Genomic DNA, 25,631 nt, shown 5'->3' with positions numbered 1-25,631 from the left:
CACCCCTCCGGTAAAGACGCCACCACATCTGGGCGACCGGAGGCCGCAGGGACCCTTCTCCGCGCGCAGTTTTTGCAAAGCAAACTGTCTGAGCACGGAGAAGGGGCCCTGCGGCCTCCGGCCCCACCCCTAAATCGCGGCGAGCGCCTGCTCGATGTCGGCGATAAGGTCCTCGGTGCCCTCGAGGCCGCACGAGAAGCGCACCATGGCGGGCGAGATGCCGGCCGCGGCCAGCTCCTCGTCAGTCATCTGGCGGTGCGTGGAGGACGCCGGGTGCAGGCAGCAGGTGCGGGCGTCGGCCACGTGCGTCTCGATGGCGGCGAGGCGCAGGGCGGCCATGAACTTCTCGGCAGCCGCGCGGCCGCCGGCCAGCTCAAAGGAGACCACGCCCGAGCCGCCCTCGGGCAGGTACTTCTGTGCGAGGGCATGGTACGGGTCGGACGCGAGATGCGGGAAGCGCACGGAGACGACCTTGTCGCTCCCCTCGAGGTACTCCGCCACGGCGAGGCCGTTCTTGAAGTGCTGCGGCATGCGCACGTGCAGGCTCTCGAGGCCCATGTTGAGGTAGAACGCGTTCTGCGGGCTCTGGATGGAGCCGAGGTCGCGCATGAGCTGCGAGGTGGCCTTGGTGATGAAGGCGCCCGCCCGGCCGAACTTCTCGGCGTAGACGATGCCGTGGTAGGACTCGTCGGGCGTGGTGAGGCCGGGGAACTTCTCGGCGTGCGCCATCCAGTCGAAGTTGCCGGAGTCCACGATGGCGCCGCCCACGCCCACGCCGTGGCCGTCCATGTACTTGGTGGTGGAGTGGGTCACGATGTCGACTCCCCACTCGATGGGGCGGCAGAAGACCGGCGTGGCAAAGGTGTTGTCCACAATCAGCGGCACGCCGTGATCGTGCGCGGCCTTGGCAAAGCGCTCGATGTCGAGCACGTCGAGCGCGGGGTTGGCGATGGTCTCGCCGAAGACGGCGCGCGTGTTGGGGCGGAAGGCCGCCGCGAGCTCCTCCTCCGTCGCCGTGGGCGAGACGAACGTCGACTCGACGCCCATCTTGGCCATGGTGTGGGCGATGAGGTTATACGTGCCGCCGTAGATGGCCGAGCTCGCCACGATGTGGCTGCCCGCCTCGCAGACGTTGAAGAGCGCGAAGAAGTTGGCTGCCTGGCCGGAGCTCGTGAGCATGCCGGCGGCACCGCCCTCGAGCGCCGCTATCTTGCCCGCCACGGCGTCGTTGGTGGGGTTCTGCAGGCGCGTGTAGAAGTAGCCGGAGGCCTCGAGGTCAAAGAGCTGGCCCATGTGCTCGGAGGTCTCGTACTTGAAGGTGGTGGACTGGACGATGGGAATCTGGCGCGGCTCGCCGTCGCCGGGCGTGTAGCCGGCCTGGACGCAGCGAGTCGCGATGCTCTGGTCTGCCATGGGACTCCTCTCGGGTAGATGCCGCGGTCGCGGCACTCCCATGATATTCCCAGTTGCCTGCTTGCGTTTCACGCGGCGGCAAAGTGGAAACACGCGCAGGGCACCTGACAAAGGTGACAGGGTCATCTGTCATGATTTTTCATGACAGATGACCCTGTCACCTTTGTCAGGTCGTCTCTGCCGGGCCGGCACTACACCATCTGCTCGGGATGGAAGACCTCGTCGAAGCGCTCGGGGGCGAGAAGTCCCAGCGCCACGCAGGCCTCCTTGAGCGACGTCCCCTCGGCGAAGGCCTTCTTGGCCACGCGCGCGGCGTTGTCGTAGCCGATATGGGGGTTGAGGCTCGTCACCAGCATGAGCGAGCGGTGGAGGTTCTCGTCCATCTTCTCGCGGTTGGCCGTGATGCCGGAGACGCAGCGCTCGTCGAAGGAGAGAATCGCGTCCGCGAGCAGGCGCACGGACTGCAGGTAGTTGTAGGCGATCACGGGCATGAAGACGTTGAGCTCGAAGTTGCCCTGCGAGGCCGCCATGCCAATCGCGGCGTCGTTGCCCATGACCTGCACGGCCACCATCGTCACGGCCTCGCACTGGGTGGGGTTCACCTTGCCCGGCATGATGGAGCTGCCCGGCTCGTTGGCCGGAATCTGGATCTCCCCCAGGCCGAGGCGCGGGCCACTCGCGAGCCAGCGCACGTCGTTGGCAATCTTCATCAGGTTGGCCGCGAGCCCCTTCACGGCGCCGTGGGAGAACACGAGCGCGTCCTTGCCCGTGAGCGCGCGGAACTTGTTGGGATCGGTCACGAAGGGCAGGCCGGTGAGGCCTGCGAGCTCCGCGGCCACCGCCTCGTCAAAGCCCGCCGGCGCGTTGAGGCCCGTGCCCACGGCCGTGCCGCCGAGCGCCAGGCGGTAGAGCCCCGGCATGGCGGCGAGCAGCTCCTCGCGCGAGCCCTCGAGAAGCCCGCGCCAGCCGGAGATCTCCTGGGAGAAGGAGATGGGCACCGCGTCCTGCAGGTGGGTGCGGCCGCTCTTGACCACGCCCGCGTTCTCCGCCTCCAGGCGACGCAGCGTGCCCACGAGCTGGTCGATCGCGGGAAGCAGGCGCCCCGTCACCGCAAGCGCCGCCGCCACGTGCATGGCCGTGGGGAAGGTGTCGTTGGAGGACTGGCTCATGTTGACCGAGTCGTTGGGGTGGAGCGGCCGCTCCAGCGCCACGTCCTTCTCGGCCGCGAGCTGGTTGCCGCGGTTGGCCAGCACCTCGTTCATGTTCATGTTGGACTGCGTGCCGGAGCCCGTCTGCCACACCACCAGGGGGAAGTCGGCATCGTGCTCGCCGGCGAGCACCTCGTCGGCGGCCTCGCAGATGAGGTCGCGCGCCTCGGGGGAAAGGCGGCCCAGGCGGCAGTTCGCCCGCGCCGCGGCCTGCTTCACCAGCGCGAAGGCGCGCACGATCTCCTCCGGCATGCGCTCGGTGCCAATGGGGAAGTTCTCATGGCTGCGCTCGGTCTGCGCGCCCCAGAGTGCGTCCGCCGGCACGAGCATCTCGCCCATCGAGTCGCGCTCGACGCGCCACCCCTCGTTCTTCTCGGCCACGCGCTAGTCCTCCTGGTCCTTCTCGCCCTCGTCGTCTCTGGCCTCGCCGGAGCGGCTGTCGGCCTCCATGCGCTCGAGGCCCGAGGTGATCGCGGAGACGATCTCCGCCTGGTCGCGGCCGACCACGCCGAGGTCGGCGCGGACGCCGCGGAAGCGCGGGCTCTTGGAGTACTCGTCGGCGAGGCGGCGGTTGCCCCAGGCGTCCGAGAGGGCCCCCAGCTCGCGCTGGATCTCATCCATGTACTCGCTCATGACCGCGCGGTCCGGGCCGAGCACGGCGCCCAGGCGCTCCGCGACGTAGTGCATCTCCTTGGCGTCCCGGCGGGCGGAGTAGACCGCGTCGCCGTCGCGCAGGTCAAGGCCGAAGAGGTCCTCGTCGAGCTCGGCGAACTCGGCGTCGAAGTGGCGACGCAGGTCGTCGGCCGAGAGGCCGCGCTCGGAGACCTTGGACTTCCAGCTCACGTGCGCGAGGTCCTTGGCGATCTTGGCGAGCTGCTTGCCGGAGTGGCGCTTGCGCATGAGGGTCACGAGCGAGGCGCACTCGAGCGAGCGCTCCTTGGCGCACGCCATCGGCAGGAGGCTGTTGTCGCCGAGCTCGCCGCTCTCCACGAGGCCGTCGACGCTCTGGGAGAGGATGTCGAGCGCGCGCAGGTGCGCGGAGGCCACCTGCAGCTCCTTGAGGACGTGCTCGCAGCGGCGGTTCTGCTTCTTCGTCTGCCACGGGGCGATGAACTGCAGGAGCGACCTCATGCGCCTGAGCCCGATCCTGAAGCGCAGCAGCCCCTCCGGGTCCTCCGGCCTGGCGAGAAACGCGTCGGAGAGGGCCACGAGGTCGCGCGCCGCGCCCCCGATCTCATGCTCGACGATGGCGAGCTCGTCCCACGTCCGGGTCTCGGGACCGGCGACGAACCACAGGAGCCTGCCCGTGCCCGAGAAGCCCTCCGGCAGCGCGATGGCCGCGGAGGCCCCCTTGCCAAAACCGGGCGAGCCGCCCAGAAGGCGCGTTGCGAGCTGGTCGACGAAGGGCGCGTGTCCCACGGCGATCACGACGGGTGCCTCGGCCTCGGAGAGCTCGGCGAGAAACGCCGCGACGTCCTGCGCGTAGAGCGAGTCGTGCACCTCGATGTCCTCGGTGTCGATGGCATCCGCCACGATCTGGGCGGTCTCGAGGGCGCGGATCGCGGGGCTGCTCCACAGGGCCGCCTCGACGTCATCCCCGAGCAGGGCAAAGGTGCGCGGATAGGCCATCTTGAGCGAGCGCGCCCCCGACGCCGTGAGCCTGCGGTCGAGGTCCGCACCCGAGGACGACGTCGCCTCGGGGTCTCCGTGCCGAACGAGAACCAGCGTCTTGACCATGTGTCCCCCGTCCCTCGCTGCTAACGACTTTCCAGAATAGCCCTTAGCCGCTCGCCGAGTTCTCGGCTTCGGGGAGCGGTTTTCAGAGATGTGACACTCCCGGCGGCCCGCGAGGGGCGCTGCGCGAAGCGGGGCTATGGCAGAAGGCCAAGGGCGGGCGTTGACGGAAATGGGGTTGTGGCAGCCTGACGGCTGCCACAACCCCATCTACCGCAACACCGCCCGACAAACGCGCAGGATGATCTCTCCGGGCTCTGCCATAAGCCCGGATTTCCCAACGCCCGGCGAAGTGAGGTTGCCACGAGCCCCGATCCCGCGACGCCGGCGCGCGAGGACGGCAGGCCTACATCAGCTCGCAGACCTGGGAGGCAAAGGCCACGGGGTCCTCGGGTAGGATGCCCTCGACGAGCAGGGCCTGGTTGTAGAGGAGGCCCGCGTAGAGCTTGACCCTCTCGGCGTCGCCCGCCTCCCGCGCGGCGCGCAGCTTCTCGAAGACCGGGTGCTTGGCGTTGACCTCGAGCACGCGCGTGGCCTTGGGCGCCTGCTCCGCCTCGGGCCCGGCCGCGAGGACCTTCTCCATCTCAAGGCTGAGCGGGCCCTCGGAGGTGATCACGGCCGGCGCCCCGTCGGCGGCGAGACGCGTGGACACCGCGACCTTCTCGACCTGGCCGTCCAGCGCGTCCTTCATGGTCTCGAACAGGCCCTCGTTGGCCTTGGTGGCCTCCTCGGCCTCCTTCTTCTCCTCGTCGGAGGCAAGGTCCAGGTCGCCGGAGGTCACGTTCTTGAGCTCCACGGTGCGGTCCTCGACCTCGGGCTCGGCGCCGTCGGCCACGGCCTTCTCGGCCGCCTCGCGCGCGGCGTCATCGGCGTAGGTCTTGGGCAGGCCCTTGGCCGTGAAGTCGCGCATGGCCTGGAAGCAGAACTCGTCCACGTCCTGCGTGCAGAGGAGCACATCGTAGCCCTTGGCGAGCACGGCCTCCACCACGGGCATCTTGGCCAGGCGCTCGCGGTCGTCGCCGGCGGCGTAGTAGATCGCCTTCTGGCCGTCCGCCATGGCGGCCACGTACTCCTGGAGCGTGACCATCTTCTGCTCGCGCGCGCTCCAGAAGAGGAGCAGGCCCGCGAGCTCGTCCTTCTTCATGCCGTAGCTGGAGTAGATGCCGTACTTGAGGCCGCGGCCGAAGTTCTCGAAGAACTTCTCGTAGGCCTCGCGGTCGTCGTTGCGCATGGCCTCGAGCTCGCCCGTGATCTTCTTCTCGATGCGGCGCGCCATGGCCTGGAGCTGGCGGGTCTGCTGGAGCGTCTCGCGGGAGATGTTGAGCGAGACGTCGGCGGAGTCCACGACGCCGCGGACGAAGTTGTAGTAGTCGGGCAGGAGGTCTGCGCACTTCTCCATGATGAGGACGTTGGAGCTGTAAAGCTCGAGGCCCTTCTCGTAGTCACGGCTGTAGAGGTCAAAGGGGGCTTGGCCGGGGATGAAGAGCAGCGCGTCGTACTCGAGCGTGCCCTCGGCGTGCAGGCTGAAGGTGCGCGCGGGGTCCACCCAGTCGTGGAAGGTGGACTTGTAGAACTCCGCGTACTCCTCGTCCGTGACCTCGGAGCCGCGCTTCTTCCAGATGGGCGTCATCGAGTTCACGGTCTCGAGCTCGGTGTAGTCCTCCCACTCCGGCTTGTAGTCGTCGCCGGCGTCGGCGGGCTTCTCCTTCTCGCGGCTCTTGGTCACGAGCATCTGGACGGGATAGCGCACGTAGTTGCTGTAGCGGCGGATGAGCTCCTTGAGCTTCCACTCGCTCAGGAACTCGTCGTAGTTGGCCTCCTCAGCGTTCTCCTTGAGGGTCATGACGACGGAGGTCCCGGGCTCGGCGCGCCAGGCGGGGTCGTCGGTGGCAACGGGCTCGATCGTGTAGCCCTCGATGCCGTCCGAGGTCCAGCGGTTGCACTCGTCGGAGCCGTACGCGCGGCTGATGACGGAGACCTCGCGCGCCACCATGAAGGCGGAGTAGAAGCCCACGCCAAAGCGGCCGATGATGTCCACGGCGTCGCCCTGGGCCTCGGCGTTGGCGGCCTTGAACTCCTCGGAGCCGGAGTGGGCAATGGTGCCGAGGTTCTTCTCCAGCTCCTCGGCCGTCATGCCGATGCCGTTGTCGGAGACGGTGATGGTGCGGGCGTCCTTGTCAAAGGCCACGTTGATAGCAAGGTTGGCCTGGTCAACGGCCACGGAGCTGTCCGTGAGGCTCTTGAGGTAGAGCTTGTCGATCGCGTCCGAGGCATTGGAGATCAGCTCGCGGAGGAAGATCTCGCGGTTGGTGTAGATGGAGTTGATCATGAGGTCGAGCAGCTTCTTGCTCTCTGTCTTGAACTTGCGCATGCGGCGCTCCCCTTTCGTGCTGCCTTGTTGAACGAGGGGTAGTGTACCCGTTTTTAGATAATCTCAGTCGGAGACGCTTAGATACACGGCGGCCCCACCGGGCGAGCCGTCCGCTCAGTCAAGGAGGACCGGGCCGAGGAAGTCCGCATCGTAGAGGATGGCGTCCGACAGGCCGAGAGGCCCATCGGACGCCGCGACGAGGTAGTTGTCCTCCCCCGCGTGGTCGTCGTCCGTGGCGAGCGCCACCTCCACGTGCGAGAAGGCCGTGAGCGACGTGGCCACGAAGGAGCGCAGGAAGCTGATGTCGGAGCCACCGTCACGCGAGACCACGTTGGCGAGAAGGACGCCGCCGGGGGCCAGCGCGCGACGCGCCGAGCGCAGGGCGTCAACCGTGGCGAGCGAGCGCACCGGCTCCGCGCCGACAAAGGCGTCGAGCACCACCGCATCGTAGGGGCCCGATGCCCGCTTGAGAAAAGCGCGGCCGTCATCGCAGATGACGCGCAGGCCCCCGCCGCCTGCGCGCGCGAGCGCGATGGCCTCGTCGAGAAAGAACCACCTGCGCGCGGCGTCGATGACCGCGGGGTCGATCTCCACCACGTCGGTCCGCGCCCCCGGGTGCCCGGAGGCGACCATCTTGGGGAAGGCGAAGCCGCCCCCGCCTATGACGAGGAGGCTCCGGGCATCCGGCCGCAGGTCAAAGAGCCTCCCGAAGGCGCGATAGTACTCGAAGGCCGGCTCCATCCTGCGGTCGCCGAGATACGTCGCAGACTGGTAGACGCCGCCCGCGCGCAGGACGCGAACGCGGGCGCCGGCGGCGTCGCGGATGTTGTAGACGAGCGCGGGGCCGTCCATCGTTCGGACGAGATGCGCGTCGAGCAGCCGCATCCGGACGGCCGCGCCGAGTGCCGCCACCGCGCCGAGCGCCGCCGCGACGATCCCCGCGCGCCCCCATCCAGCCATAGGCCCTCCTCCTCGATGCGCCGTGCGACCATGATAGGCCGCACGGCTCGCCGCTGCTAGAATCTCACCGAAACGCAAATCCCGCCAGGAGAAGCCATGACGCTCAGGATCATCACCTCCCCCGCGAAGAAGATGCGCGTCATCGATGCGCCCCCGCTCCCCCGGAGCGCGCCAGCCTTTCTCAAGAGGACCGAGCGCCTCCTGGACGCCCTCCGGCAGCTCTCCCTCGCTGAGGCGCAGTCGCTCTGGAACTGCAGCGACCGGCTCGCCGCGCTCAACTACGACCGGCTGTGCTCCATGGACCTCGGGCACGACCTTACGGCGGCCGTCATCTCATACGAGGGGATTCAGTACCGCCACATGGCGCCCGAGGTCATGACCGTGGACGAGCTCTCCTGGCTCGATGACCACCTGCGCATCCTCTCGGGTTTCTACGGCATGCTCCGCCCACTCGACGGCGTGACGCCCTACCGGCTGGAGATGCAGGCGCGCCTGGCGGTCGACGGCGCTCGCGGGCTCTACGAGTTCTGGGGCTCGACGCTCTATGACGCGCTCGCCGAGGAGTGCGACCTCATCGTCAACGTAGCCTCGGTCGAGTACGCGCGGGCCGTCACGCCCTGGGTGCGGCCGAACGGCCCACGGGCGCTGACCTGCCTCTTCTGCGTAGAGCGCGACGGGCGCCTCCGCCAGCCGGCAACGGAGGCCAAGGCGGCGCGCGGCACCTTCATCCGCTGGTGCGCCGAGCGGGGCGCCGGCACGCCTGACGACCTGCGGGGCTTTCGGGAGCGAGGATACCGGATCGATGACGAGGCCTCCGACGAGGACACGCTTGTGTTTGTCAGGGAGCCGTAGACAGGCACCTCGCGCCGGGCCGCTCTGCGCAATTTGCCCCTTGGTGCGAAGAAAGGGCGCTGCCCTGCGCAGTCAACGCCTTGGTGCGAAGACAATTTGAGAGGCGCTTGACTCCGTCTCAGCAAAACCCCAGATAAATTCATTCAGTAATTGATGCGTTAGGCGCTCATTTCCAAATAGGGCCGAAAAGGTCTTCGCACCAAGGGGCTGATTGCGCAGCAAACCGACCGAACTTCGCACCAAGGAGCTGATTGCGCACGCCCAGCCTCCTCGGCAGGGGGGGCTCGGGCCCGACGCGCGTATGATGAGTTGTGATCGAGACGAGACGGAGGTGCCGTGACGGACGTTGACGCACTCATCCAGCAGATCATCGCGGCAAGCCGTGCGAAGGGCGGGCATGCCTTCTCAAGCTCAAGGACGTACTCCGACGAGCCCATCCTGATGCGCGGATCCCAGCTCAGGAGCTACGTCCCCGACGAGATTCGTCAGATGCGCGCGCTCGCGCGACGCCCCGAGGCCCGCTCGTGGTCGGACGCGCGCCTCTTTGTGGAACAGGCGCGCCTCATGGCCGACTACGAGGACGACTGCCCCTACGCGGGCACGTTCTCAAGCTATTTCCCCACCTACGATGCGATGGACGACCGACAGCTCAGGGGCTACTTCACCTGGCGGGCGCACGTGCGCAGGGGGGACATCCAGCAGACTTCGACCTCGTTTGCGTTCGTGTACCTCTACGAGCTCCTGAACGGCATCGGCGTCGTGCCCGGCGCGAGGGGCTTCCAGGCCATCGAGGCCTTTTGGAAGGCCTATCGAGAGCTTGACCCGAGCCTCGACCGCTACGTCCGGCCCTGGCTCGTCGACTATGCAGTCTATCATGGGCTTGATCAGCGCCTTGCCCTCCCCTATGCCAATGCCCAGCACGACGAGGCCGTCATGGTGCTCGCGCGCGCCGAGGAAGAGGCCCTTGCCCACGTCCCCGAGCGAGGCCGCCGACGGGCCCCCATGCGCTTCCCACTCGACCCCACCGCCGACCAAGGCCTCTTTGCCGCCCTCGACCAGCTCTCGACCTACCGCCCCGCAGGCAGCCGGCTCTATCGCGACAGCCCGGACGACCTCCGCGCGGTCACGTGCGCCGTTTTTCGGCAGCTCGCGCGCTACTATCACGGCAGCCGCAAGCAGGACCTCGTCGAGTCCCTCTTCGGCACGCGCCAGACGATGCCCCACCTCATGTTCGCCTCGGCGGTGTTCTACCCCGACGGCAGGCATGCGGACTGCGTCTACGAGCTTGGGGAGACCCGGCGCTACGAGTGCAGAAACGGCCTCTGGACCTGCAGCGCCCTTCATGACGGCGGCGGGCGGAGCGCCAAGCTCGGCCAGATCCTGAGGGCCGCGGACCGCCAGCTGCGCGCCGCGCTCGAGTACCCCCACCCCCTCAAGGAGCACGGCGACCCCAAGTACCTCGTCTCGCTCATCGACCGCGTTGTCGCAGACTACCTTGACTGGAAGCGGACGCACGCGCCACGCCGCGTTGAGATAGACCTCTCCAAGCTCGCGGGCATTCGCGCGACGGCCGCCGTGACCAGGGAGTCCCTGCTCGTTGACGAGGAGCGCATGGAGGAGCCGGCGCCCCCGCTGCCGCAGACCACGCAGGCCGCCGAGAAGCGCGAAGGCCCCAGCCTCACGCAAGAGGAGGACGCGCTCCTCCGGGGACTTCTCGACGGGCACGCCCCCTCGGCCCAGAACGCCGACCTTCTCGTGGACGCCATCAACGAGAAGCTCTTTGACCTCGTGGGGGACACGGTGCTGGAGCTTGACGCGTCAGGCGCGCCCTCGCTCGTTGAGGACTACGCCGATGACGTGCGCGCAGTACTCGGATAGGCCCCGGAGCAGAAGATGGCGTCATGCGTGATGCGGACGGCCTCCTCGTCCGGACGGCACGCGAGCAGATAGACGGGGACCTCCCGGACGAGTGCGTCGAGCGTTTCGAGCGAGGCCGCAGTGGCCCCCTCGTCCCAGAAGGGGTAGCGCACGTTGTTATAGAGGCGGGCCATGACCTCAGCGGCGCCGAGGCGGCGGATTCGGTTCTCCGGCGCCTGCTCAAGCACCACCACGGCAGCCAGTGGCGCCCTGACGTTCCTGACGTAAGGGGAAGAGCCCGCCCACGGCGAGCCGTACGCACGCCACTCCCCGTCAAAGCGACGGGCAAACGCGCGGTCCCCGTTCATGATCTCCGCGCCCAGATGCTCATGCCAGAGGTCGGCCTGCGTGGACTTGCCGGTCCCGGAGGATGCCGTAAAGGCCACGGCACGGCCTTTGTACTCCACGAGCGACGCATGCAGGAGCTGCCCGTTGTTGCGCGCAACAACGGGCAGGAAAGGACTGCGGACGTTTTCTTGTACATCCTACACCGCGTAGCCCAGCAGCCTCCGGTTCTCGTCCGGGGTGCGCCACCCGAGCGACTCCGAGATGCGCCCCGAGCGGAACCAGTGGAGCCACCGGTTGAGCTCGACCATGAAGCCGCCGAGGTCCGCGCCCCGCCAGTCACGCGCGTGGAAGAACTCGCTCTTGAGCGTCCCGAAGAAGCCCTCCATGCGGGCGTTGTCGCAGCTGCGGCCCTTGCGCGACATGCTCCTGACGAGGCGGCCGCGCCGGCACACCTCGGCCCAGCCCGGCCAGCGGTAGTGCCCGCCGCGGTCGGAGTGGACGACGGGCCGCTCCCCGGGCGCGAGCGTCGCGCAGGCGCCCTCGAGCGACGAGTTCGCGAGCCGGGCGGTGGGGGGAGGCCCCGATCGACCAGGAGACGGGGCGCCCGCCGAAGCAGTCGAGGACGGCGGAGAGGTGGGCCTTCGAGCCGCAGGGCAGCCTGAACTCGGTGATGTCGGTGACCCAGAGCAGGTTCGGGGCGGGCGCGGAGAAGTCGTGCGTCCCGTCGGGGCGCAGCGGGAGGTTCGGTGGCGCCGGGGAGGCCTCGCCAGCGTAGGAGCTCCACGCCCGGCGCCGGCGCCTGGCCGCGCTGAGCCCCCGCTCGCGCATGAGCCTCCTCACGACCTTCTCCGAGACCCGCGTCCCGCGCCGCCCCAGCTCGGCGTGCACGGCGCGGTAGCCGCGCCCGCCGCCCATGGAGCGGAAGAGGGCCTCGACCTCGTCGCGCGGCGCGGCGTACTTGTCGCGGCCGAGCCTAGCGCGGTGGTAGGCGTAGGAGCTCCTCGAGATCCCCAAGAAACGGGTGATCTCTCGGAGGGGCAGGCCGGTCGCCGCGCGCAATCTCTCGCCAAGCTCGACCCTTCTCCTCCTCGAGATCGAACGGGGGTCGGAGCCCGCCGCTTTTAGGTCGTCCAACACCGCCCTGAGCAGCATGTTCTCGGTCATCGCGGCCTCGTAGGCCTCCCTCTCGGCTCCCGTCACGGCGTGCCCCTCCCGTCTCGTCGCGGCCGGCCTCGGCTTCGGCTTCGGCTTCGGCTTCGGCTTCGGGGGAATCTTAGCGCGGGCGGGCCCGGAGCGCGGGTGGGGCCGGCGGCCGGCGGCCCACCTCCTCACCGTCTCCCTCCCGGCGCCGACCAGCTCGCCGGCCTCGCGGGGCGTCATCCCCTCCTCCAGCGCGAGCAGCGCCAGCTCAACGTCTTCGGGGTCGAACATGCGGACCTCCCGTCCGGACCATCTGGTCCAACTTTTCGTCCGCAGTCCCGAATCGGCTCGTCTACCCCGAGGAACATGAGATTGGTAAGCAGGGTCTTCATGCCGTCCTGCGCATTGCGGACCGTCTCGGTGACCTCCCCTTCGGAGCCGCGGCCCGCTCCGCCGAAAGCGGGAATAATCTCCAGCGCGGAAATGCCCGAGATGTCCTCGGCCGTCTTGGGGTCACGGACGCGCGTGTCAAACAGGCTGGAGAGAACGACCACCGCAAACGTAGCAAAGAGACCCCCGAGCGCCGCGAGAAGGACATAGAGCTTACGGCTGGGCCCGCTCGGGGTGGACGGCTTCTCGGCGCGGTCGAGCACGTTGACGCTCTGGACGTTCATGACCTCCTGCGCCACGTCGGAGGAGACCTCGGCAACGGCGTTTGCCACCTCCGCCACGCCCGCGGGGCTGGGACCTCTGACGAGGGCCCTCACCACGCGAGAGCCCTCGCTGCTCGCCACCGAGATGCCGTAGTCCGCGATCGAGCTCCACCCGAGCGTCTTGGCGGCATCCGCACGTACGCGCTCGCTCGTTATGAGCTGGGAGATGTCGGTTGCAATCTGCTGGCTCACGCTGAAGTTGCTGGAGAGCGACGAATACGACTCGCCTTGAGCGGTCTCCTCGGAAACGAGAACGTAGAGCGTAGCACTCGTCGTGTAGGCGTTCCGCACCATGGCGTAGCAATACGCAGCCGCAATAAGCGCACAGGCAACGGGAACGACAATGAGCCACTTGAGGTGCTTCCTCAGCAGGCCGAGCAGCTCGAACAGCGTCATCCAGTCCCCTTCCCGAGGCGGCCCCGAGACACCTCGGGCCGCCGGCAGCATTCTCGTAGCCCTCCACGATACCGACTCGCTCGCCAGCCCCCTCAGAAAACGCCGTTCATTCCCCAGCCCCCGCCTTTGGTTCGGCCAACCCATCCCTCGCTCCTCTCGGAACGAAAATGGCCCACACGCACACGGACGTCCCGAGAGGAGGAACCTATGGCGCCTGACCCAGAGCAGGCTCCCTGCAAGGGGGACCTTCTCTGGCTTGCCGCGCGCATCGTCACCGCCTACTACCGGAAGGACTACGACACCGTCCTCGGGCACCTCGCCTCGGACTGCCTGTTCATCGGGGCGGGGTCGGACATCACGTGGGGCCTGCGCGACCTCGCGAAGGCCATGTCGGACGCATCCGAGATGCCCTCCTTCCTCGTGCGGGACGCCCGCTTTCACGTCGTGGAGGCGGGGTCGCCGTCAGAGGCCGTCATAGCCGGGTTCTACACCATCTACTCCGACGCGGACCACCAGATGCTCTCGTCCGAGCGGCAGCGCATCACCATCAACTGCCGCCATCAGGGCGGCGCCTGGAGGCCTACCTCGTCCACACCTCGAACGAGTGGGGGCCGCTCGACGGCGACATCCCCTTCCCCGTCAGGGTGAGCCGCCAGACCTACCGCTACGTCCAGGACATCCTCCGCGCGAGCAGGATTCGGGACGAGGGCTACGAGGAGAGCATCGCGCTGCCCGTCGAGGGGGGCACGGCCTTTATAAGCCCCTCCCGGATCGTCTATGCCGGGGCATGCGCCAAGCGGACGGTCATCCATCTCGTCGACCGCACCATCACGGTCAAGCTGCTGCTCGCCAACGTCTTCGAGCTGCTCCCCCGCCAGTTTGCGCGCGTGCACCGGAGCTATGTCGTGAACCGCGGCCACATCACCGCGCTCTCGGGCTGCGAGATCACCATGAGCAACGGCGACCGCATCCCCATCCTCAAGCGTCGGCGACTCGAGGTGGAGCTCGAGCTGTCAAGACGGACGGCCTAGCCGCAACGGGCACCGAACGGTCGCCAGCGACGCCGAGCGGTCTCTTTTCTGCGCGTCACCTATCCCTCGGGTATGCTACAACGTTTCTCGCGCGGTTCGTCCCCATTGGAAGACGGCCGCTCGCGCGGGGACGCGCCGCCTTGCGGGAAATCGGCATCCCGCACTCTTCGGACGAAGACCGGTGCCGCACGTCGCTGGGAGGGGCGGCCCCGGATGGAGGCCAGGCCTCTCGACATACGGTCAATGAGCAGGGGGGGGGGCAGCATGAAAGAGAACGGGAACCAGGGCGGCAGACAGCTCGCCGAGCGTGTAAAGCAGAGCATCCTCGGAATCTTTGTCAACGAGCGCTCCGCCTTTCTCGAGCTTCTCGACGAGCAGAGCGTGCTCGTCTCGGCGGGGTCCAAGGTCTTCCACGGGCGTACGGCATACGCAAGCTGGCCGCTCAACCCTCCCGGCGTCGTCGCGCGCAACGTGACCTTTCACTCCCTCTACACCAACAAGCCCGACGACGCGATCGTCGTCGGAACCTATCTTCTGAGCGGCCCGTGCGTGGACGGGACCGTCAACCAGCGGGTGACCGTCAGCCTGCATCGGAAGGAGGGGAGGTGGAAGATCACCCTCGCCCACTTCTCCAACGAGTGGCCGAGCAGATGGGCGAAGGACCCGGCCGACCTCAGAAGGCCCGATGACGGAGGCGCGCCCCGACGCCTGCAGCTCCCCTCCGAGGACGGCATCGTGTTCGCCGACCCGGAGGAGATCGTCTACGCCGAGTCTGCGGGCAAGCGTTGCATCGTGCACCTCAGCGACCGCACCGTGACCGTGAGCGTGCTGCTGCGCGAGCTCTGCGACCTCCTGCCCGCCCAGTTCGTGAGAACGAACCGCTTCTACGTGGTGAACGTGCGCTACGTCCAGGGCGTCGGGCGCGACGGCATCCTCTTCGTCTCCGGCGAGCGAATCCCCATCCCCGCGCGCAGGGTGAAGGAGATCCAGCTCAGCATCGCGAGCGCCGTGACCCGCAACTTCGGCTGACCTGACAAAGGTGACCGGGTCGTTTGTCAGGTTTTCTGTCGAACACCTGTGCTAGAATTGCTCTTCCCCGGAGGAGAGGAGCGGCATGGCGGACGCACCGAGGGTTCCCAAGCGCATAGCGGCGGTCATCATCAACTCGCTCAAGGGCGGTGTCGTACCCCGCATCGGGCTTCCCTACATCACCGTGGGGCGCGAACGCGAGATTCAGGCGCTCCTGCACGACCTCGAGCTCGTGGCGGACGGCGGGGCGAGCTTCCGCTTCCTCGTGGGCCGCTACGGCGCGGGCAAGAGTTTCCTCCTGCAGACCATCCGCACGCATGCCATGGGCAACGGCTTTGTGGTGGCAGACGCCGACCTCTCGCCCGAGCGGCGCCTTCAGGGCGGGCAGGGCCAGGGCCTTGCCACCTACCGCGAGCTCATCCGAAACCTCTCCACCAAGACGCGGCCCGAGGGCGGCGCGCTCGCGCTCGTGCTCGACCGCTGGGTGACGGCGCTTCGCGAGCGGCCAGATGCCGAGGAGGCGCTCGCCGAGCAGCTCTCCCCCATCCAGGAGCTCGTCTGCGGGTTCGACTTCACCCAGGTCCTGCGCCTCTACTATCGGGCCAGCCTCGAGGGGGATGACGTCCGGCGCGCCGGCGTGGTCAAGTGGCTGCGCGGCGAGTTCCGCACCAAGACCGAGGCGCGCGGCGAGCTGGGCGTCAACGCCTGCATCTCGGACGACAACTGGTACGAGTACCTCAAGCTCTTCGCGCAGTTCCTCGTGGGCGCGGGCTACCAGGGGCTTCTCGTGCTCATAGACGAGCTCGTGAACCTCTACAAGATCCCCAACGCCACCTCGCGCCAGTATAACTACGAGAAAATCCTCACCATGTACAACGACACGCTCCAGGGCAAGGCACGCCACCTGGGGATCATCATGGGCGGCACGCCGCAGTCCATCGAGGACCGCCGGCGCGGCGTCTTCTCCTACGAGGCGCTGCGCAGCCGCCTCACGCAGGGACGCTTTGCGGGGGCGGGTCTCGCGGACATGCTCGCCCCGGTCATCCACCTGGAGCCCCTCACCTACGAGGAGCTGCTCGTGCTCATCGAGAAGCTCGCAGACATTCACGCGGGGTACTTCGGCTACGAGCGCGCGCTCACGGAGACGCAGCTCGTGAGCTTTCTCAAGGTGGAGTTCGGTCGCGTGGGCGCGGACACCCACCTCACGCCGCGCGAGGTCATCCGCGACTTCATCGAGCTTCTGGACATCGTCTGCCAGAACCCCGGGACGGACGTCGACGCCTTGCTCAGGACCGACGCGTTTGCCGGTGCCGTCACGGCCCCGGCAGTGGCGGCAGGCGAGAAGGACGTGGACGCCGCCTTCGCGGAGTTCACGATCTAGGCGCCGTCGTCATCCCACACCTTCCTGACCACGTCGCGCTCGCCCACCACATACGCGGAGTAGATGGGGTCATCCGAGGTGGCCGCGCTGACCCTGAGGTAGCGAGGCTCGCCGTCCTCCTCGGGCAGCTCGTAGTAGACGACGCCGTCACCCGTCCACGAGACGCAGCAGGGCCGACCAAAGCGTTCCTCGAAGTCGTCGACGGTCCTCTCGCCCTCGTCGAGAAACGCCGCGACCCCGGCGGTGTCCGAGATGACGTCCCCTCCCTCGTAACGCAGCGGGTCATCATACACGAGGCGCGTCTCCCACTCCAAGGGGTAGTCCAGCCGAAGGTTCAGGCCCGTCCCCTCGGGCCACGCCGCCCCCCGGGCGTCGTAGAGCATCGCCGAGTACGCCTCCTCGGACCACACGATGATCGTGGAGACGCCAACCTCCGCCTCGTCGAAGTCGTTCTCGCTCACGAGCGTCATGAAGCACCAGTAGTTCTCGCCGCCGAGGGCAAACGAGAAGCCAGCCGAGAGCTCGACGCGACGCCTGCCGTCATCGACCCTCTCGGACTCCTGAGGCATCGTCACCGAATGGGCGTCCAGATACTCGACATGGCCGGAGCAGCTTGCCACCAGCTCGTCGGCCCGCCCCTCAAGGTCATCGGAGCTCGCCCGGACCTCGGGCGAGAAGAGCCCGACGATCGCGTCCCCGTCCCCCGTCTCGAGCGCATCGAGAAGGCCCTCGGCCGCGTCAAGGCACGCCTGCCCGCGCGGACTCACGTACTCCTCCCCCGTCACGCGGCTGCCAACAAGGCGGGCCAGGGCGTCGATGCGCTCCGAGCACCCTGCGCACGGGGCGGCAACGGCCAAGGCGAGGACGCACGCCGCAAGACGCCGGGCGCGCCTTGGCCCCCTTCCGCCCATGGGACCCTCCCCCTCTGCCTGAGACATATCGAGTACAGTACCTATGTTAGCAAACGACCCTTTGGCCAGACGTTTTGCCGGGATGCGGAACGCGCCGTCAGGACCTGCCGGCCAACCCATAGGACCCATCATGACGGACGTCTTCATCCGCAACACCATCGGCCTGCTCGTGCAGATCGTGCCCTGCGCAGTCCTGTGCCTCCTGCCGTTTGAGGGGCGCTTTCGCGCGGGCGCCCGCCGCGCCTGGCTCAGAGCCGCGGCGATCATCGCGCTGGGGCTCGTGCCGTTTCTCCTCGTTGCCACGTTGGAGCCCCCTGCCATGGCGCAGGACTGGGTCTCGACGAGAAAAACGCTGCAGAACCTCGTGTTTCTCGCCATCGTAGCGGCGCTGCTCGCGCTCCACGCCCATGAGGTGGATGCCGAGCGCGCCCACAGGGGCTTCGTCTTTTCGCTCGTGATGCTCTACGGCTTTCTGGTGACGCTCACCTCGTCCAACGTCTCGGCGCTGCTGCCCCCTTCCGCGCGGGCCGACGACTATCTGTACGCACCCCGGTTCCTCATGGTGCTCACCGCCGTGAACGCCGCCCTTCTCGCCGCCATGATGCCCGTCATGCGGGCGCTCAGACAGGCGTTTGCCGCGCGCATCTCGACTTCCATCTGGTGGCGCATGACGGCGCTTCTCGCCTTGCTCACCGTGACGCTGCTCGTGGGCGGATGGCTTCCCCCGCTTGGGTTCGAGGGCCTCTACTTCTCCCTGAGCCTTGTCATCACCGCCGACAGCATCGTCCTCATATGGTGGCTGCTCCGCATGGTGCGCGACGCGAGCGTGCAGGCGGACCGGGAGCGGATGCTAAAAGAGGCGCTCAAGGCACGCCTGCGTGAGCGGGAGGCGCTGTCGGACGAGCTGGAGCAGGTACGCGAGCGTGTGGCGGAGCTCGAGCGGCAGGCCGCCCCCGACGCGGAGGAGACCCCGGTCGTGCTCTCCACGCCCGCCCAGGCGGTGAGCTTCCTGCCCGACGACGGCACCACCCTGCCCGTGAGCCGCCGGCGCGCAGCCGAGCTGCGCGAGGCGCTGAGCGGCATCTGAGCCCGCCGTTCGAACGACCATTCGGCCTTCAGATCGACCGCCGCGCGCACGATCCCAACTCCGCCGGAGACCGGCGAGAAATCGCGGTGCTCGGCACCGGCACTGCCTGGAGGAGGCGTTCTTCTCGCCACGCCGCGCAACCCAAGCCCCCGGCACACTCAATCACGACCACCCGCACAGCGGGCGGTCGTGATTTCATCTTGCTTTGACAAACATTTGTTCGTATACTGGCAACGAGGAGGTTGCCGTGGGCATCTTTGACCGATATGCACCGTTCGTACAGGACTTCATCTACGCGCACGAGTGGGAGAGCCTGCGCGGCATCCAGGTGGCCGCAGGCGAGGCCATCTTCGATACGGATGACCACGTGCTTCTCTGCGCCTCCACGGCCTCGGGCAAGACGGAGGCGGCCTTCTTCCCCATCCTGACCGAGTTCTGGGAGAGCCCGCCCGCGTCGGTGGGGGCCCTCTACATCGGGCCCACCAAGGCTCTCATCAACGACCAGTTCTATCGCCTCACCGACCTCTGCGAGGAGGCGGGGATCCCCGTCTGGCACTGGCATGGGGACGTCTCATCCTCGCACAAGGCCAAGCTCATGAAGCGGCCCTCGGGCATCCTGCAGATCACGCCCGAGTCCCTCGAGGCGCTCCTCATGCGTCGTCACGCCGCCGTCTCGAAACTCTTCTGCAACCTGCGCTATGTTGTCATCGACGAGGTTCACGCGCTCCTGCGCCAGGATCGCGGGGGGCAGTGCCTCTGCCTCATCGAGCGGCTGGCGAGAATCGCGGGCGTGCGCCCGCGGCGCATCGGCCTGTCCGCCACCATCGGGGACCCGGAGGCCGTGGGCGCGTTTCTCGCCGCCGGCACGGGCCGCAACACCATCATCCCCCGCATCGAGGAACCCCCGCGCACCTGGCGCATCTCTATGGAGCACTTCTACAACACCGACCCTCAGGCAGATGAGGGCCGGGCAATTAATGCAGGCGATAGCCTCGATGCTGACGTCGTTGCGCTGGAATCGGTCACGATGCCTCCGGAGGGGCGGGCGTTACCTCCGCGCGCAGTTCTGCAGTCCGAAGGGCGAAGCTGTCTGAGCACGGCGATAGTCCCCGGCCCTCCCGAGACGCCCACAGACTCGGCACCCGCGAACGCCGACCCCGGCATCGGCTACATCTTCGAGCACACGCGCGGACGCAAGTGCCTGATCTTCTCCAACTCGCGCGAGGAGGCCGAGGAGGTCTGCACCACGCTGCGCGCGTACTGCGAGTTCAACGGGGAGCCAGACCGCTTCTTGATTCACCACGGCAACCTCTCTGCCGCCATCCGCGAGTCGGCCGAGGAGCAGATGCGCGACGACGCCTCGGACGTGAGCATCGTCGCCACGTCCACGCTCGAGCTGGGGGTGGACGTCGGGCGCCTGGAGCGGGCGTTTCAGATCGACGCCCCCTTCACCGTGTCAAGCTTCCTGCAGCGCATGGGGCGCACGGGGCGCCGAGAGCGGCCGCCCGAGATGTGGTTCGTCATGCGGGAGGATCAGCCCGAGCCCCGCACGCTCCTGCCGGAGACCATCCCCTGGAAGCTCCTGCAGGGCATCGCCCTCGTGCAGCTCTATCGAGAAGAGCGCTGGGTGGAGCCGCCGCGGCTGGACCGGCTGCCCTACAGCCTGCTCTGTCACCAGACGCTCGCGACCCTCGCCTCGGAGGGCGAGCTCTCCCCCGCACAGCTCGCAAGCCGCGTGCTCACGCTCACGTACTTTCACCGCGTGACCGCGGACGACTTCCGCGAGCTCCTGCGCCACCTCATCCGCAACGACTTCGTCGAGCAGACGGAGACGGGCGGCCTCATCGTGGGCCTTGCCGGAGAGCGCGTCACGAGCTCCTACAAGTTCTTCGCGGTCTTCCAGGAGAACGTCGAGTACACGGTGCGGTGCGACTCCACGGAGATCGGGACCCTCTGCGCGCCGCCCCCGCCCGGCGAGAAGGTCGCCATAGCCGGACACGTGTGGATCGTCGACGAGGTGGACCACGAGCGCCACCTCCTCTACGTGACGCAGGTCAAGGGGAAGGTACCCGCCTACTTTGGCGAGGTCGCCGGAGACGTGAGCACCCGCGTGCTCGAGCGGATGCGCCAGGCGCTGGAGGAGCACGCCGCCTATCCCTACCTCATGCCCCACGCCCGCGCCCGCCTGCGCCAGGCGCGCCACGTTGCGGGGGCGTCCCACCTCACCACAGGCCCGCTCGTCTGCCTGGGCGAGAACGAGCGCGAGCAGACCATGTGGTGCCTGCTGCCGTGGCTGGGAAGCTACGCGTTTCTCGCCCTCGAACGCCTCATCAAGATCAAGTGCGCCGAGGAGCTGGGCATCAAGGCGTTCAGTTCGTCACGCCCCTACTTCATCACGTTCGTGATGGAGGCGGACGAGCGCACGTTCTTCTCGGTGGTCCGCGACGCGGCGGAGCGGCTCGATGACCCGATGGAGCTCCTCTACCCCGCCGAGGTCCCGTACTTCGAGAAGTACGACGAGCTCGTGCCGGAGAGCCTCATCCGCAAGGGCTTTGCCGAGGGCGTGCTCGACGTGGAGGGCATGAGGGCCCGCGTCGCGCGGTGGCCCCTCGCATGAGCCAGAGGCGGCTGTGCCCTTTGGCTCACAGTTGCACAAGAGAGGGCCCGAGCCGCGGGGGTAGACGGCTCGGGCCCGAGCGCGGAAAAGGGACGGTCCCTTTTCCGCGTTAATGCATGGACCAGGCGTGGTGGTCGGTGTGGAGGAGCTCCTCGGCGCGCTCGGAGTTGGGCTCGCCCAGGTAGTCGCGGTAGATGGCCACGATGGAGGGGTTCTCGTAGGAGTTGCGGAGCTTGGCCCTGCGGTCGAGGCCCCAGAGGACGTCGCCGCGGACGCCGGCGAGCTCCTCGCCGTCGTGGATGGGCTGGCCACCGCCGCCCGCGCAGCCGCCGGGGCAGGCCATGACCTCGACGAAGTCGTACTCAACGGCACCCTCGGCAAGGGCGTCGAGCAGAAACGCCGTATTGGCGAGGCCATGGACCACGGCCACGCGCACCGGCGTGCCGGCGAGGTCGAACGTGGCCTCCTTCCAGCCGTCCTGGCCGCGGACCTCGGAGAAGGCGTCCGGGCGCGGGGTCTCTCCGGTCACCACGTGGTACGCGGTACGCAGCGCCGCCTCCATGACGCCGCCGGTGGCGCCGAAGATGACGCCGGCTCCGGTGGCGGTGCCGAGCGGCTGGTCGAAGTCCTCCTCGGGCAGCGTCGTGGCGTCGATGTGCTCGGCGCGGATCATGCGGTCGACCTCGCGCGTGGTGATGGAGACGTCCACGTCCGCGTCGCCGCAGGCGTCGTTCATGACGGGGATGGCCACCTCGTGCTTCTTGGCCGTGCACGGCATGATCTCAACGCAGAAGATGTTGTGCGGGTCGATGCCCTTGAGCTCGGCGAAGTAGCTCTTGGTCACGGCGCCGAACATCTGGCCCGGGGACTTGGAGGTGGAGAGGTTGTCGGTCAGCTCGGGGCGCACGGCCTTGACGTAGCGCACCCAACCCGGGCAGCAGGAGGTGAACATCGGGAACGTGTTCGTCTCGTCGGCGGGGTCCTCGGCGCGGCGCGCGAGCTTGCGCAGAAGCTCGGTGCCCTCCTCCATGATGGTGAGGTCCGCAGAGAAGTCCGTGTCAAAGACGTAGTCCACGCCCATCTGGCGCAGCGCCGCCACGAGACGGCCGACGGTGGCCTCCTCGCGCGGCAGGCCCAGGCTCTCGCCCCAGGCGGCGCGCACGGCCGGCGCGATCTGCACCACGACGACCTTCTCCGGGTCAGCGAGCGCGTCGAAGACCTTCTGCGTGTCGTCGCGCTCGCGCAGGGCCCCCGTCGGGCAGTGCGTGATGCACTGGCCGCAGAGCGTGCAGTCGGACTCCTGGATGGTCATGCCGCCGCGGACGTTCACGCTCGTGTGCGTGGCGCGGTTGGCGAGGTCCCAGACGCCGAGCCCCTGGATCTTCTCGCACACCTGGATGCAGCGCAGGCAGTTGATGCACTTGTCGTTGTTGCGGATGAGCGGGAAGGACTTGTCCCACGGGTCGTGCATGAGGCGCTTCTCGTAGGGCAGCTCGGAGATGCCGAGGTCGTTGGCGAGCGTCTGCAGGGTGCAGTTGCCGGAGCGCACGCAGCTCGTGCACTCGGAGTCGTGCGTCGCGAGCAAAAGCTCCATGTTCATGCGGCGCGCCACGCGCACCTTGGGGCTGTTGGTGCGCACGACCATGCCCTCGAGCACGGTGTTGTTGCACGCGGCGACGAGCTGGTCGATTCCCTCGACCTCGACTACGCAGACGCGGCAGGCGCCGATCTCGTTGAGCTCCTTGAGGTAGCAGAGCGTCGGGATCTTGATGCCCACGGTGGCGGCGGCGTCGAGAATGGACGTACCCTCGGCCACGCTCACGGCGCGGCCGTCGATGGTGAGGTTTACCACTGCTCGATCCTCCCCCCGCGGAACGCGCCAAAGCCGAAGTGGTCGCAGCGCAGGCAGCGGGATGCCTCCTGGTGCGCCTCCTCGTCCGTGAGGCCGTTCTCGACGATCTCGAAGTCGTTGATGCGCTCGGCCGCCTCGCGCTCGCGCATCTCGCAGCGCGCGCAGGAGATCTTGCCCTTGAACTGCACGGGCGGCAGCTCCACGTCGAGCTCGATCTGGTGGTTGTAGCCGAGGTAGTTGTCGATGTTGCCCGCCGCGACCTTGCCCGCGTTGATGGCGCGGATGACGGTGGCCGGGCCGCTCTGGCAGTCGCCGCCGGAGAAGAGGCCGTCCTGGCCGGGCACGGCGCCGGACGCGTCCGTGACGATGCGGCCCCACTTGCAGGGCACGCCCTGCTCCTCGAAGGTCGCGGAGTCGATGTCCTGGCCAATGGCCACGATCACGCGGTCGCACGGGACCACCACGTCGCCGCCCTCGGCCGGGCGCGGGGCGGGGCGGCCGCGCTTGAGGCCGCCAATGATCTGCGGCTCAACCTTGAGGCCCGCGACGTGGTTCTTCTCGTCCACGACGACCTCCTTGGGCGCGTGCAGGTCCATGACCTCGCAGCCCTCGGCCTCGGCGCCGGCAATCTCCTCGTCCTGGGCCGTCATGTCGGCCACGCGACGGCGATACGCGATGATGACCTTCTTCGCGCCCAGGCGCACGGAGGTGCGGGCCACGTCCATGGCCACGTTGCCGCCGCCCACCACGGTCACCGTGAGGCCCTTGAAGTCGGGCGGGTTGTCGTCTCCCATGTCGCGCAGGAGCTTGACGGCGGACATGACGCCCTCGGCGTCCTCGCCCGGAAGGCCGAGCTTCTTGTCCGCATGCGCGCCTATGGCCAGGTAGACGGCGTCGAACTCCTCGCGCAGGCGCTTCATCTCCTCGCCGTCCACGCTGTGGTTGAGCTCGACGTCAATCCCGCAGTCGAGGATCCACTGGATCTCGGAGTCAAGCTGCTCGCGCGGCAGGCGGTAGTTGGGGATGCCGTAGCGGAGCATCCCGCCGAGGTGTGCGCGCTGCTCGAAGATCTTGACCTTGTGGCCCATGAGGGTCAGGTAGTAGGCGCAGGAGATGCCCGCCGGGCCGCCGCCGATCACGGCCACGGTCTTCTTGGTGGGGGCCTTGATGATGGGGCGGTAGTCGCCCGCGTGGTCCACGGCGTAGCGCTTGAGGCCGCGGATGTTCATCGGGTCGTCCACCATGCCGCGGCGGCAGTGCATCTCGCAGGGGTGCTCGCAGACGAGGCCGCAGACGAGCGGCAGCGGGTTGTCCTTGCGGATGAGGCGCACGGCCTCGGTGTAGCGGCCGGCCTCGACGAGCGCGATGTAGCCGGGGATGTCCACGCCCGCCGGGCAGCCCGAGACGCAGGGCACCGTCTGGTGCTGCGCAAAGCCGCAGGCGTGCTTGGTCACGTGGTGCTCGAAGTCGTCGCGGAAGCCGCGAATGGCCATGAGGGCCACCTCGCCCGCCTCGTAGCCGATCGCGCAGTCGCTCGAGAGGTAGACCGTGCGGGCGGTGGACTCGATGAGGTCGAGCGTCTCCATCGTGGCACGGTTGTTCAGGACGTCGTTGAACAGGTGGCGCAGCATGCGCAGGCCGTTTCTGCACGGCGTGCACTTGCCGCAGCTCTGCGTCGCGCACATGGCCACGTACGAGGCCGTGAACTCGACGGGGCACGGAGCGAGCGAGCTCACCGAGAGGCGCTTCTCGAGCATCTCGTGCATGCTCGACATGATCGCCTGGGACTTGCTCTGCTCCATGACGTGCATTCTTGCCATAGGCCCTCTCCTTGCACATCGGGGAGTCGTGCGTGCCGGGTCCCCTCGACCTCGACACAGTGTGAGAGATGGTAGTAAACGGCACGATGCGTGACGGTGCGGAATCGGCGAGAAGCTCGTTTGGTTGCGTGGGCGGCTGCGACGCACCGGGCCGATGCAACACGCCGCCCCCGGGGCAATGCGCTTACCGACGCATAATATTCCCCCTCCCCTCCCCTGAAAGAAAGCTGATACACTCCGGCCAAGGAAGGCGAAGCGAAGGGAGCATCATGAAGCGTCGTGCCCTTAGGTCACTTACCTGCTCGATCATTGCCGTGCTCGCCCTGGGCGCGAGCCTTGTGCTCGGCGCGTGCGCGGGCCCCAATCCCGAGACGGCCATCCGCGAGGACCTCACGGCCAGCCTCGACCGCATCAAGAACCTCGATGACGCGACCGTCGAGGAGCTCGTCGGCAGCATGGACACCGGAGAGCTCGAGTCCTACGGCATCACGGGCTCGGACGTGGTCAAGTCCCTGCTTGACGGCTTTGACTATGAGATCGGCGCCATCACGGTCGACGAGGGCGGGGAGAGCGCCGTCGCGTCGGTGGACGTGACGTGCAAGTCCGCGACCGACTTCTACGAGCAGGTCGAGCAGGCCGCGACGGACCTTGTGGCCGAGCTGGTGAGCGACCCGTCAAGCCTTGAGCTCCTGAACGACGAGGAGGCCTTCAACGCCCGCGTCGGCGAGGTTCTCATGGAGACGCTCGACGGCGTTGAGCCCCGCCAGACCACCGTGGAGGTCAGCTACTCCAAGACCGACAACGGCTGGACCGCCAGCGACACCTCCCAGCTCTCCCAGATCTTCGCGTAGCCCGCAGCCGCAGCGCACCATCGAAATATGATCGCGCCACGGGCGTCGGGCCCGTTCGAC

General features: G+C 67.9%; 21 protein-coding genes. 9 read left to right on the top strand and 12 right to left on the bottom strand.

Annotated features, from left to right (window positions below; all coding sequences use genetic code 11):
* Positions 1-129: 129 nt before the first annotated feature.
* The 5 genes from H6A23_RS01915 to H6A23_RS01895 form a co-directional block, all read right to left on the bottom strand.
* A complete protein-coding gene (locus H6A23_RS01915) occupies positions 130-1,413 on the bottom strand; it encodes an O-acetylhomoserine aminocarboxypropyltransferase/cysteine synthase family protein (RefSeq protein ID WP_204830514.1) in 1,284 nt (427 codons plus the stop codon).
* Between the two features lie 191 nt (positions 1,414-1,604).
* Complete coding sequence (fumC, locus tag H6A23_RS01910; protein WP_353652993.1) at positions 1,605-3,002, bottom strand: class II fumarate hydratase; 1,398 nt, start codon at positions 3,000-3,002, stop codon at positions 1,605-1,607.
* Between the two features lie 3 nt (positions 3,003-3,005).
* Positions 3,006-4,358 (bottom strand): CHAD domain-containing protein, encoded by a 1,353-nt coding sequence (locus H6A23_RS01905; RefSeq protein WP_204830513.1) that lies wholly within the window; start codon positions 4,356-4,358, stop codon positions 3,006-3,008.
* Between the two features lie 343 nt (positions 4,359-4,701).
* On the bottom strand, positions 4,702-6,726 hold the full coding sequence (gene htpG, locus H6A23_RS01900) for a molecular chaperone HtpG (protein ID WP_204830512.1): 2,025 nt from the start codon (positions 6,724-6,726) through the stop codon (positions 4,702-4,704).
* Positions 6,727-6,840: 114 nt separating this feature from the next.
* The gene (locus tag H6A23_RS01895) at positions 6,841-7,686 is read right to left on the bottom strand and encodes a spermidine synthase (protein ID WP_204830511.1); all 846 of its coding nucleotides are present in this window, start codon (positions 7,684-7,686) and stop codon (positions 6,841-6,843) included.
* Positions 7,687-7,782: 96 nt separating this feature from the next.
* Between H6A23_RS01895 and yaaA the strand changes: the two genes are divergently transcribed.
* Positions 7,783-8,538 carry a peroxide stress protein YaaA gene (gene yaaA / locus H6A23_RS01890; protein WP_204830510.1) on the top strand — a complete coding sequence of 252 codons (756 nt, stop codon included), beginning with the start codon at positions 7,783-7,785 and terminating at the stop codon, positions 8,536-8,538.
* 336 nt (positions 8,539-8,874) lie between these two features.
* Positions 8,875-10,416, top strand: a complete 1,542-nt coding sequence (locus H6A23_RS01885; RefSeq protein ID WP_353652992.1) for a TerB N-terminal domain-containing protein — start codon at positions 8,875-8,877, stop codon at positions 10,414-10,416.
* On the opposite strand, the gene H6A23_RS01880 is transcribed toward H6A23_RS01885, so the two are convergent.
* The 4 genes from H6A23_RS01880 to H6A23_RS01865 all read right to left on the bottom strand — a co-directional run bounded on the left by H6A23_RS01880 (position 10,383) and on the right by H6A23_RS01865 (position 12,992).
* Positions 10,383-10,841 carry a hypothetical protein gene (locus H6A23_RS01880; protein WP_204830509.1) on the bottom strand — a complete coding sequence of 153 codons (459 nt, stop codon included), beginning with the start codon at positions 10,839-10,841 and terminating at the stop codon, positions 10,383-10,385. The two genes, H6A23_RS01885 and H6A23_RS01880, sit on opposite strands and share 34 nt — an antisense overlap.
* Positions 10,842-10,940: 99 nt before the next feature.
* Positions 10,941-11,129: a hypothetical protein gene (locus H6A23_RS01875; RefSeq protein ID WP_204830508.1), complete on the bottom strand. Its 189-nt coding sequence runs from the start codon at positions 11,127-11,129 to the stop codon at positions 10,941-10,943.
* Complete coding sequence (locus H6A23_RS01870) at positions 11,080-12,174, bottom strand: IS3 family transposase (RefSeq protein WP_204830507.1); 1,095 nt, start codon at positions 12,172-12,174, stop codon at positions 11,080-11,082. The genes H6A23_RS01875 and H6A23_RS01870 overlap by 50 nt, the downstream gene beginning before the upstream one ends.
* The gene (locus H6A23_RS01865) at positions 12,120-12,992 is read right to left on the bottom strand and encodes a YveK family protein (RefSeq protein WP_204830506.1); all 873 of its coding nucleotides are present in this window, start codon (positions 12,990-12,992) and stop codon (positions 12,120-12,122) included. Before H6A23_RS01865 ends, H6A23_RS01870 begins: the two co-directional genes overlap by 55 nt.
* Positions 12,993-13,199: 207 nt before the next feature.
* On the opposite strand from H6A23_RS01865, the gene H6A23_RS01860 reads away from it, so the two are divergent.
* From H6A23_RS01860 to H6A23_RS01845, 4 genes are all read left to right on the top strand, one after another.
* Positions 13,200-13,640: a nuclear transport factor 2 family protein gene (locus H6A23_RS01860; RefSeq protein WP_204830505.1), complete on the top strand. Its 441-nt coding sequence runs from the start codon at positions 13,200-13,202 to the stop codon at positions 13,638-13,640.
* The gene (locus H6A23_RS01855) at positions 13,637-14,023 is read left to right on the top strand and encodes a LytR/AlgR family response regulator transcription factor (protein ID WP_204830504.1); all 387 of its coding nucleotides are present in this window, start codon (positions 13,637-13,639) and stop codon (positions 14,021-14,023) included. Before H6A23_RS01860 ends, H6A23_RS01855 begins: the two co-directional genes overlap by 4 nt.
* 264 nt (positions 14,024-14,287) lie before the next feature.
* Positions 14,288-15,052: a LytTR family DNA-binding domain-containing protein gene (locus H6A23_RS01850; protein ID WP_204830503.1), complete on the top strand. Its 765-nt coding sequence runs from the start codon at positions 14,288-14,290 to the stop codon at positions 15,050-15,052.
* 85 nt (positions 15,053-15,137) lie between these two features.
* Positions 15,138-16,433, top strand: a complete 1,296-nt coding sequence (locus H6A23_RS01845; RefSeq protein WP_204830502.1) for an ATP-binding protein — start codon at positions 15,138-15,140, stop codon at positions 16,431-16,433.
* Here H6A23_RS01845 and H6A23_RS01840 read toward each other — a convergent pair.
* Positions 16,430-17,344 (bottom strand): DUF5104 domain-containing protein, encoded by a 915-nt coding sequence (locus H6A23_RS01840; protein WP_204830501.1) that lies wholly within the window; start codon positions 17,342-17,344, stop codon positions 16,430-16,432. The two genes, H6A23_RS01845 and H6A23_RS01840, sit on opposite strands and share 4 nt — an antisense overlap.
* 130 nt (positions 17,345-17,474) lie before the next feature.
* Here H6A23_RS01840 and H6A23_RS01835 point away from each other — a divergent pair, with 130 nt between their 5' ends.
* Positions 17,475-18,431 carry a hypothetical protein gene (locus tag H6A23_RS01835; protein ID WP_204830500.1) on the top strand — a complete coding sequence of 319 codons (957 nt, stop codon included), beginning with the start codon at positions 17,475-17,477 and terminating at the stop codon, positions 18,429-18,431.
* Between the two features lie 247 nt (positions 18,432-18,678).
* On the top strand, positions 18,679-21,048 hold the full coding sequence (locus H6A23_RS01830) for a DEAD/DEAH box helicase (protein WP_204830499.1): 2,370 nt from the start codon (positions 18,679-18,681) through the stop codon (positions 21,046-21,048).
* A 109-nt stretch (positions 21,049-21,157) separates the two neighbouring features.
* Here the strand turns inward: H6A23_RS01830 and H6A23_RS01825 are convergent, their stop codons facing one another.
* Positions 21,158-22,900: an NADH-dependent [FeFe] hydrogenase, group A6 gene (locus H6A23_RS01825; protein WP_204830498.1), complete on the bottom strand. Its 1,743-nt coding sequence runs from the start codon at positions 22,898-22,900 to the stop codon at positions 21,158-21,160.
* Complete coding sequence (locus H6A23_RS01820) at positions 22,894-24,720, bottom strand: NAD(P)-binding protein (protein ID WP_204830497.1); 1,827 nt, start codon at positions 24,718-24,720, stop codon at positions 22,894-22,896. Before H6A23_RS01820 ends, H6A23_RS01825 begins: the two co-directional genes overlap by 7 nt.
* 269 nt (positions 24,721-24,989) lie before the next feature.
* On the opposite strand from H6A23_RS01820, the gene H6A23_RS01815 reads away from it, so the two are divergent.
* Positions 24,990-25,571, top strand: coding sequence for a hypothetical protein (locus H6A23_RS01815; RefSeq protein WP_204830496.1), 582 nt, complete (start codon positions 24,990-24,992; stop codon positions 25,569-25,571).
* Positions 25,572-25,631 lie beyond the last annotated feature (60 nt).

It is taken from the genome of Olsenella uli, from assembly GCF_016900775.1.
In the GTDB taxonomy this organism is placed as follows: Bacteria; Actinomycetota; Coriobacteriia; order Coriobacteriales; family Atopobiaceae; genus Thermophilibacter; species Thermophilibacter uli_A.
Note: the sequence above shows the minus strand (reverse complement) of the source record. Positions and strands in the feature narration are given on the sequence as shown.

Coding starts and splice junctions, on each gene's coding strand:
- H6A23_RS01915 (WP_204830514.1), bottom strand. CDS start 1,413: ATGGCAGACCAGAGCATCGCGACTCGCTGCGTCCAGGCCGGCTACACG.
- H6A23_RS01905 (WP_204830513.1), bottom strand. CDS start 4,358: ATGGTCAAGACGCTGGTTCTCGTTCGGCACGGAGACCCCGAGGCGACG.
- htpG (WP_204830512.1), bottom strand. CDS start 6,726: ATGCGCAAGTTCAAGACAGAGAGCAAGAAGCTGCTCGACCTCATGATC.
- H6A23_RS01895 (WP_204830511.1), bottom strand. CDS start 7,686: ATGGCTGGATGGGGGCGCGCGGGGATCGTCGCGGCGGCGCTCGGCGCG.
- yaaA (WP_204830510.1), top strand. CDS start 7,783: ATGACGCTCAGGATCATCACCTCCCCCGCGAAGAAGATGCGCGTCATC.
- H6A23_RS01875 (WP_204830508.1), bottom strand. CDS start 11,129: ATGGAGGGCTTCTTCGGGACGCTCAAGAGCGAGTTCTTCCACGCGCGT.
- H6A23_RS01870 (WP_204830507.1), bottom strand. CDS start 12,174: ATGTTCGACCCCGAAGACGTTGAGCTGGCGCTGCTCGCGCTGGAGGAG.
- H6A23_RS01865 (WP_204830506.1), bottom strand. CDS start 12,992: ATGACGCTGTTCGAGCTGCTCGGCCTGCTGAGGAAGCACCTCAAGTGG.
- H6A23_RS01860 (WP_204830505.1), top strand. CDS start 13,200: ATGGCGCCTGACCCAGAGCAGGCTCCCTGCAAGGGGGACCTTCTCTGG.
- H6A23_RS01850 (WP_204830503.1), top strand. CDS start 14,288: ATGAAAGAGAACGGGAACCAGGGCGGCAGACAGCTCGCCGAGCGTGTA.
- H6A23_RS01845 (WP_204830502.1), top strand. CDS start 15,138: ATGGCGGACGCACCGAGGGTTCCCAAGCGCATAGCGGCGGTCATCATC.
- H6A23_RS01840 (WP_204830501.1), bottom strand. CDS start 17,344: ATGGGCGGAAGGGGGCCAAGGCGCGCCCGGCGTCTTGCGGCGTGCGTC.
- H6A23_RS01835 (WP_204830500.1), top strand. CDS start 17,475: ATGACGGACGTCTTCATCCGCAACACCATCGGCCTGCTCGTGCAGATC.
- H6A23_RS01820 (WP_204830497.1), bottom strand. CDS start 24,720: ATGGCAAGAATGCACGTCATGGAGCAGAGCAAGTCCCAGGCGATCATG.
- H6A23_RS01815 (WP_204830496.1), top strand. CDS start 24,990: ATGAAGCGTCGTGCCCTTAGGTCACTTACCTGCTCGATCATTGCCGTG.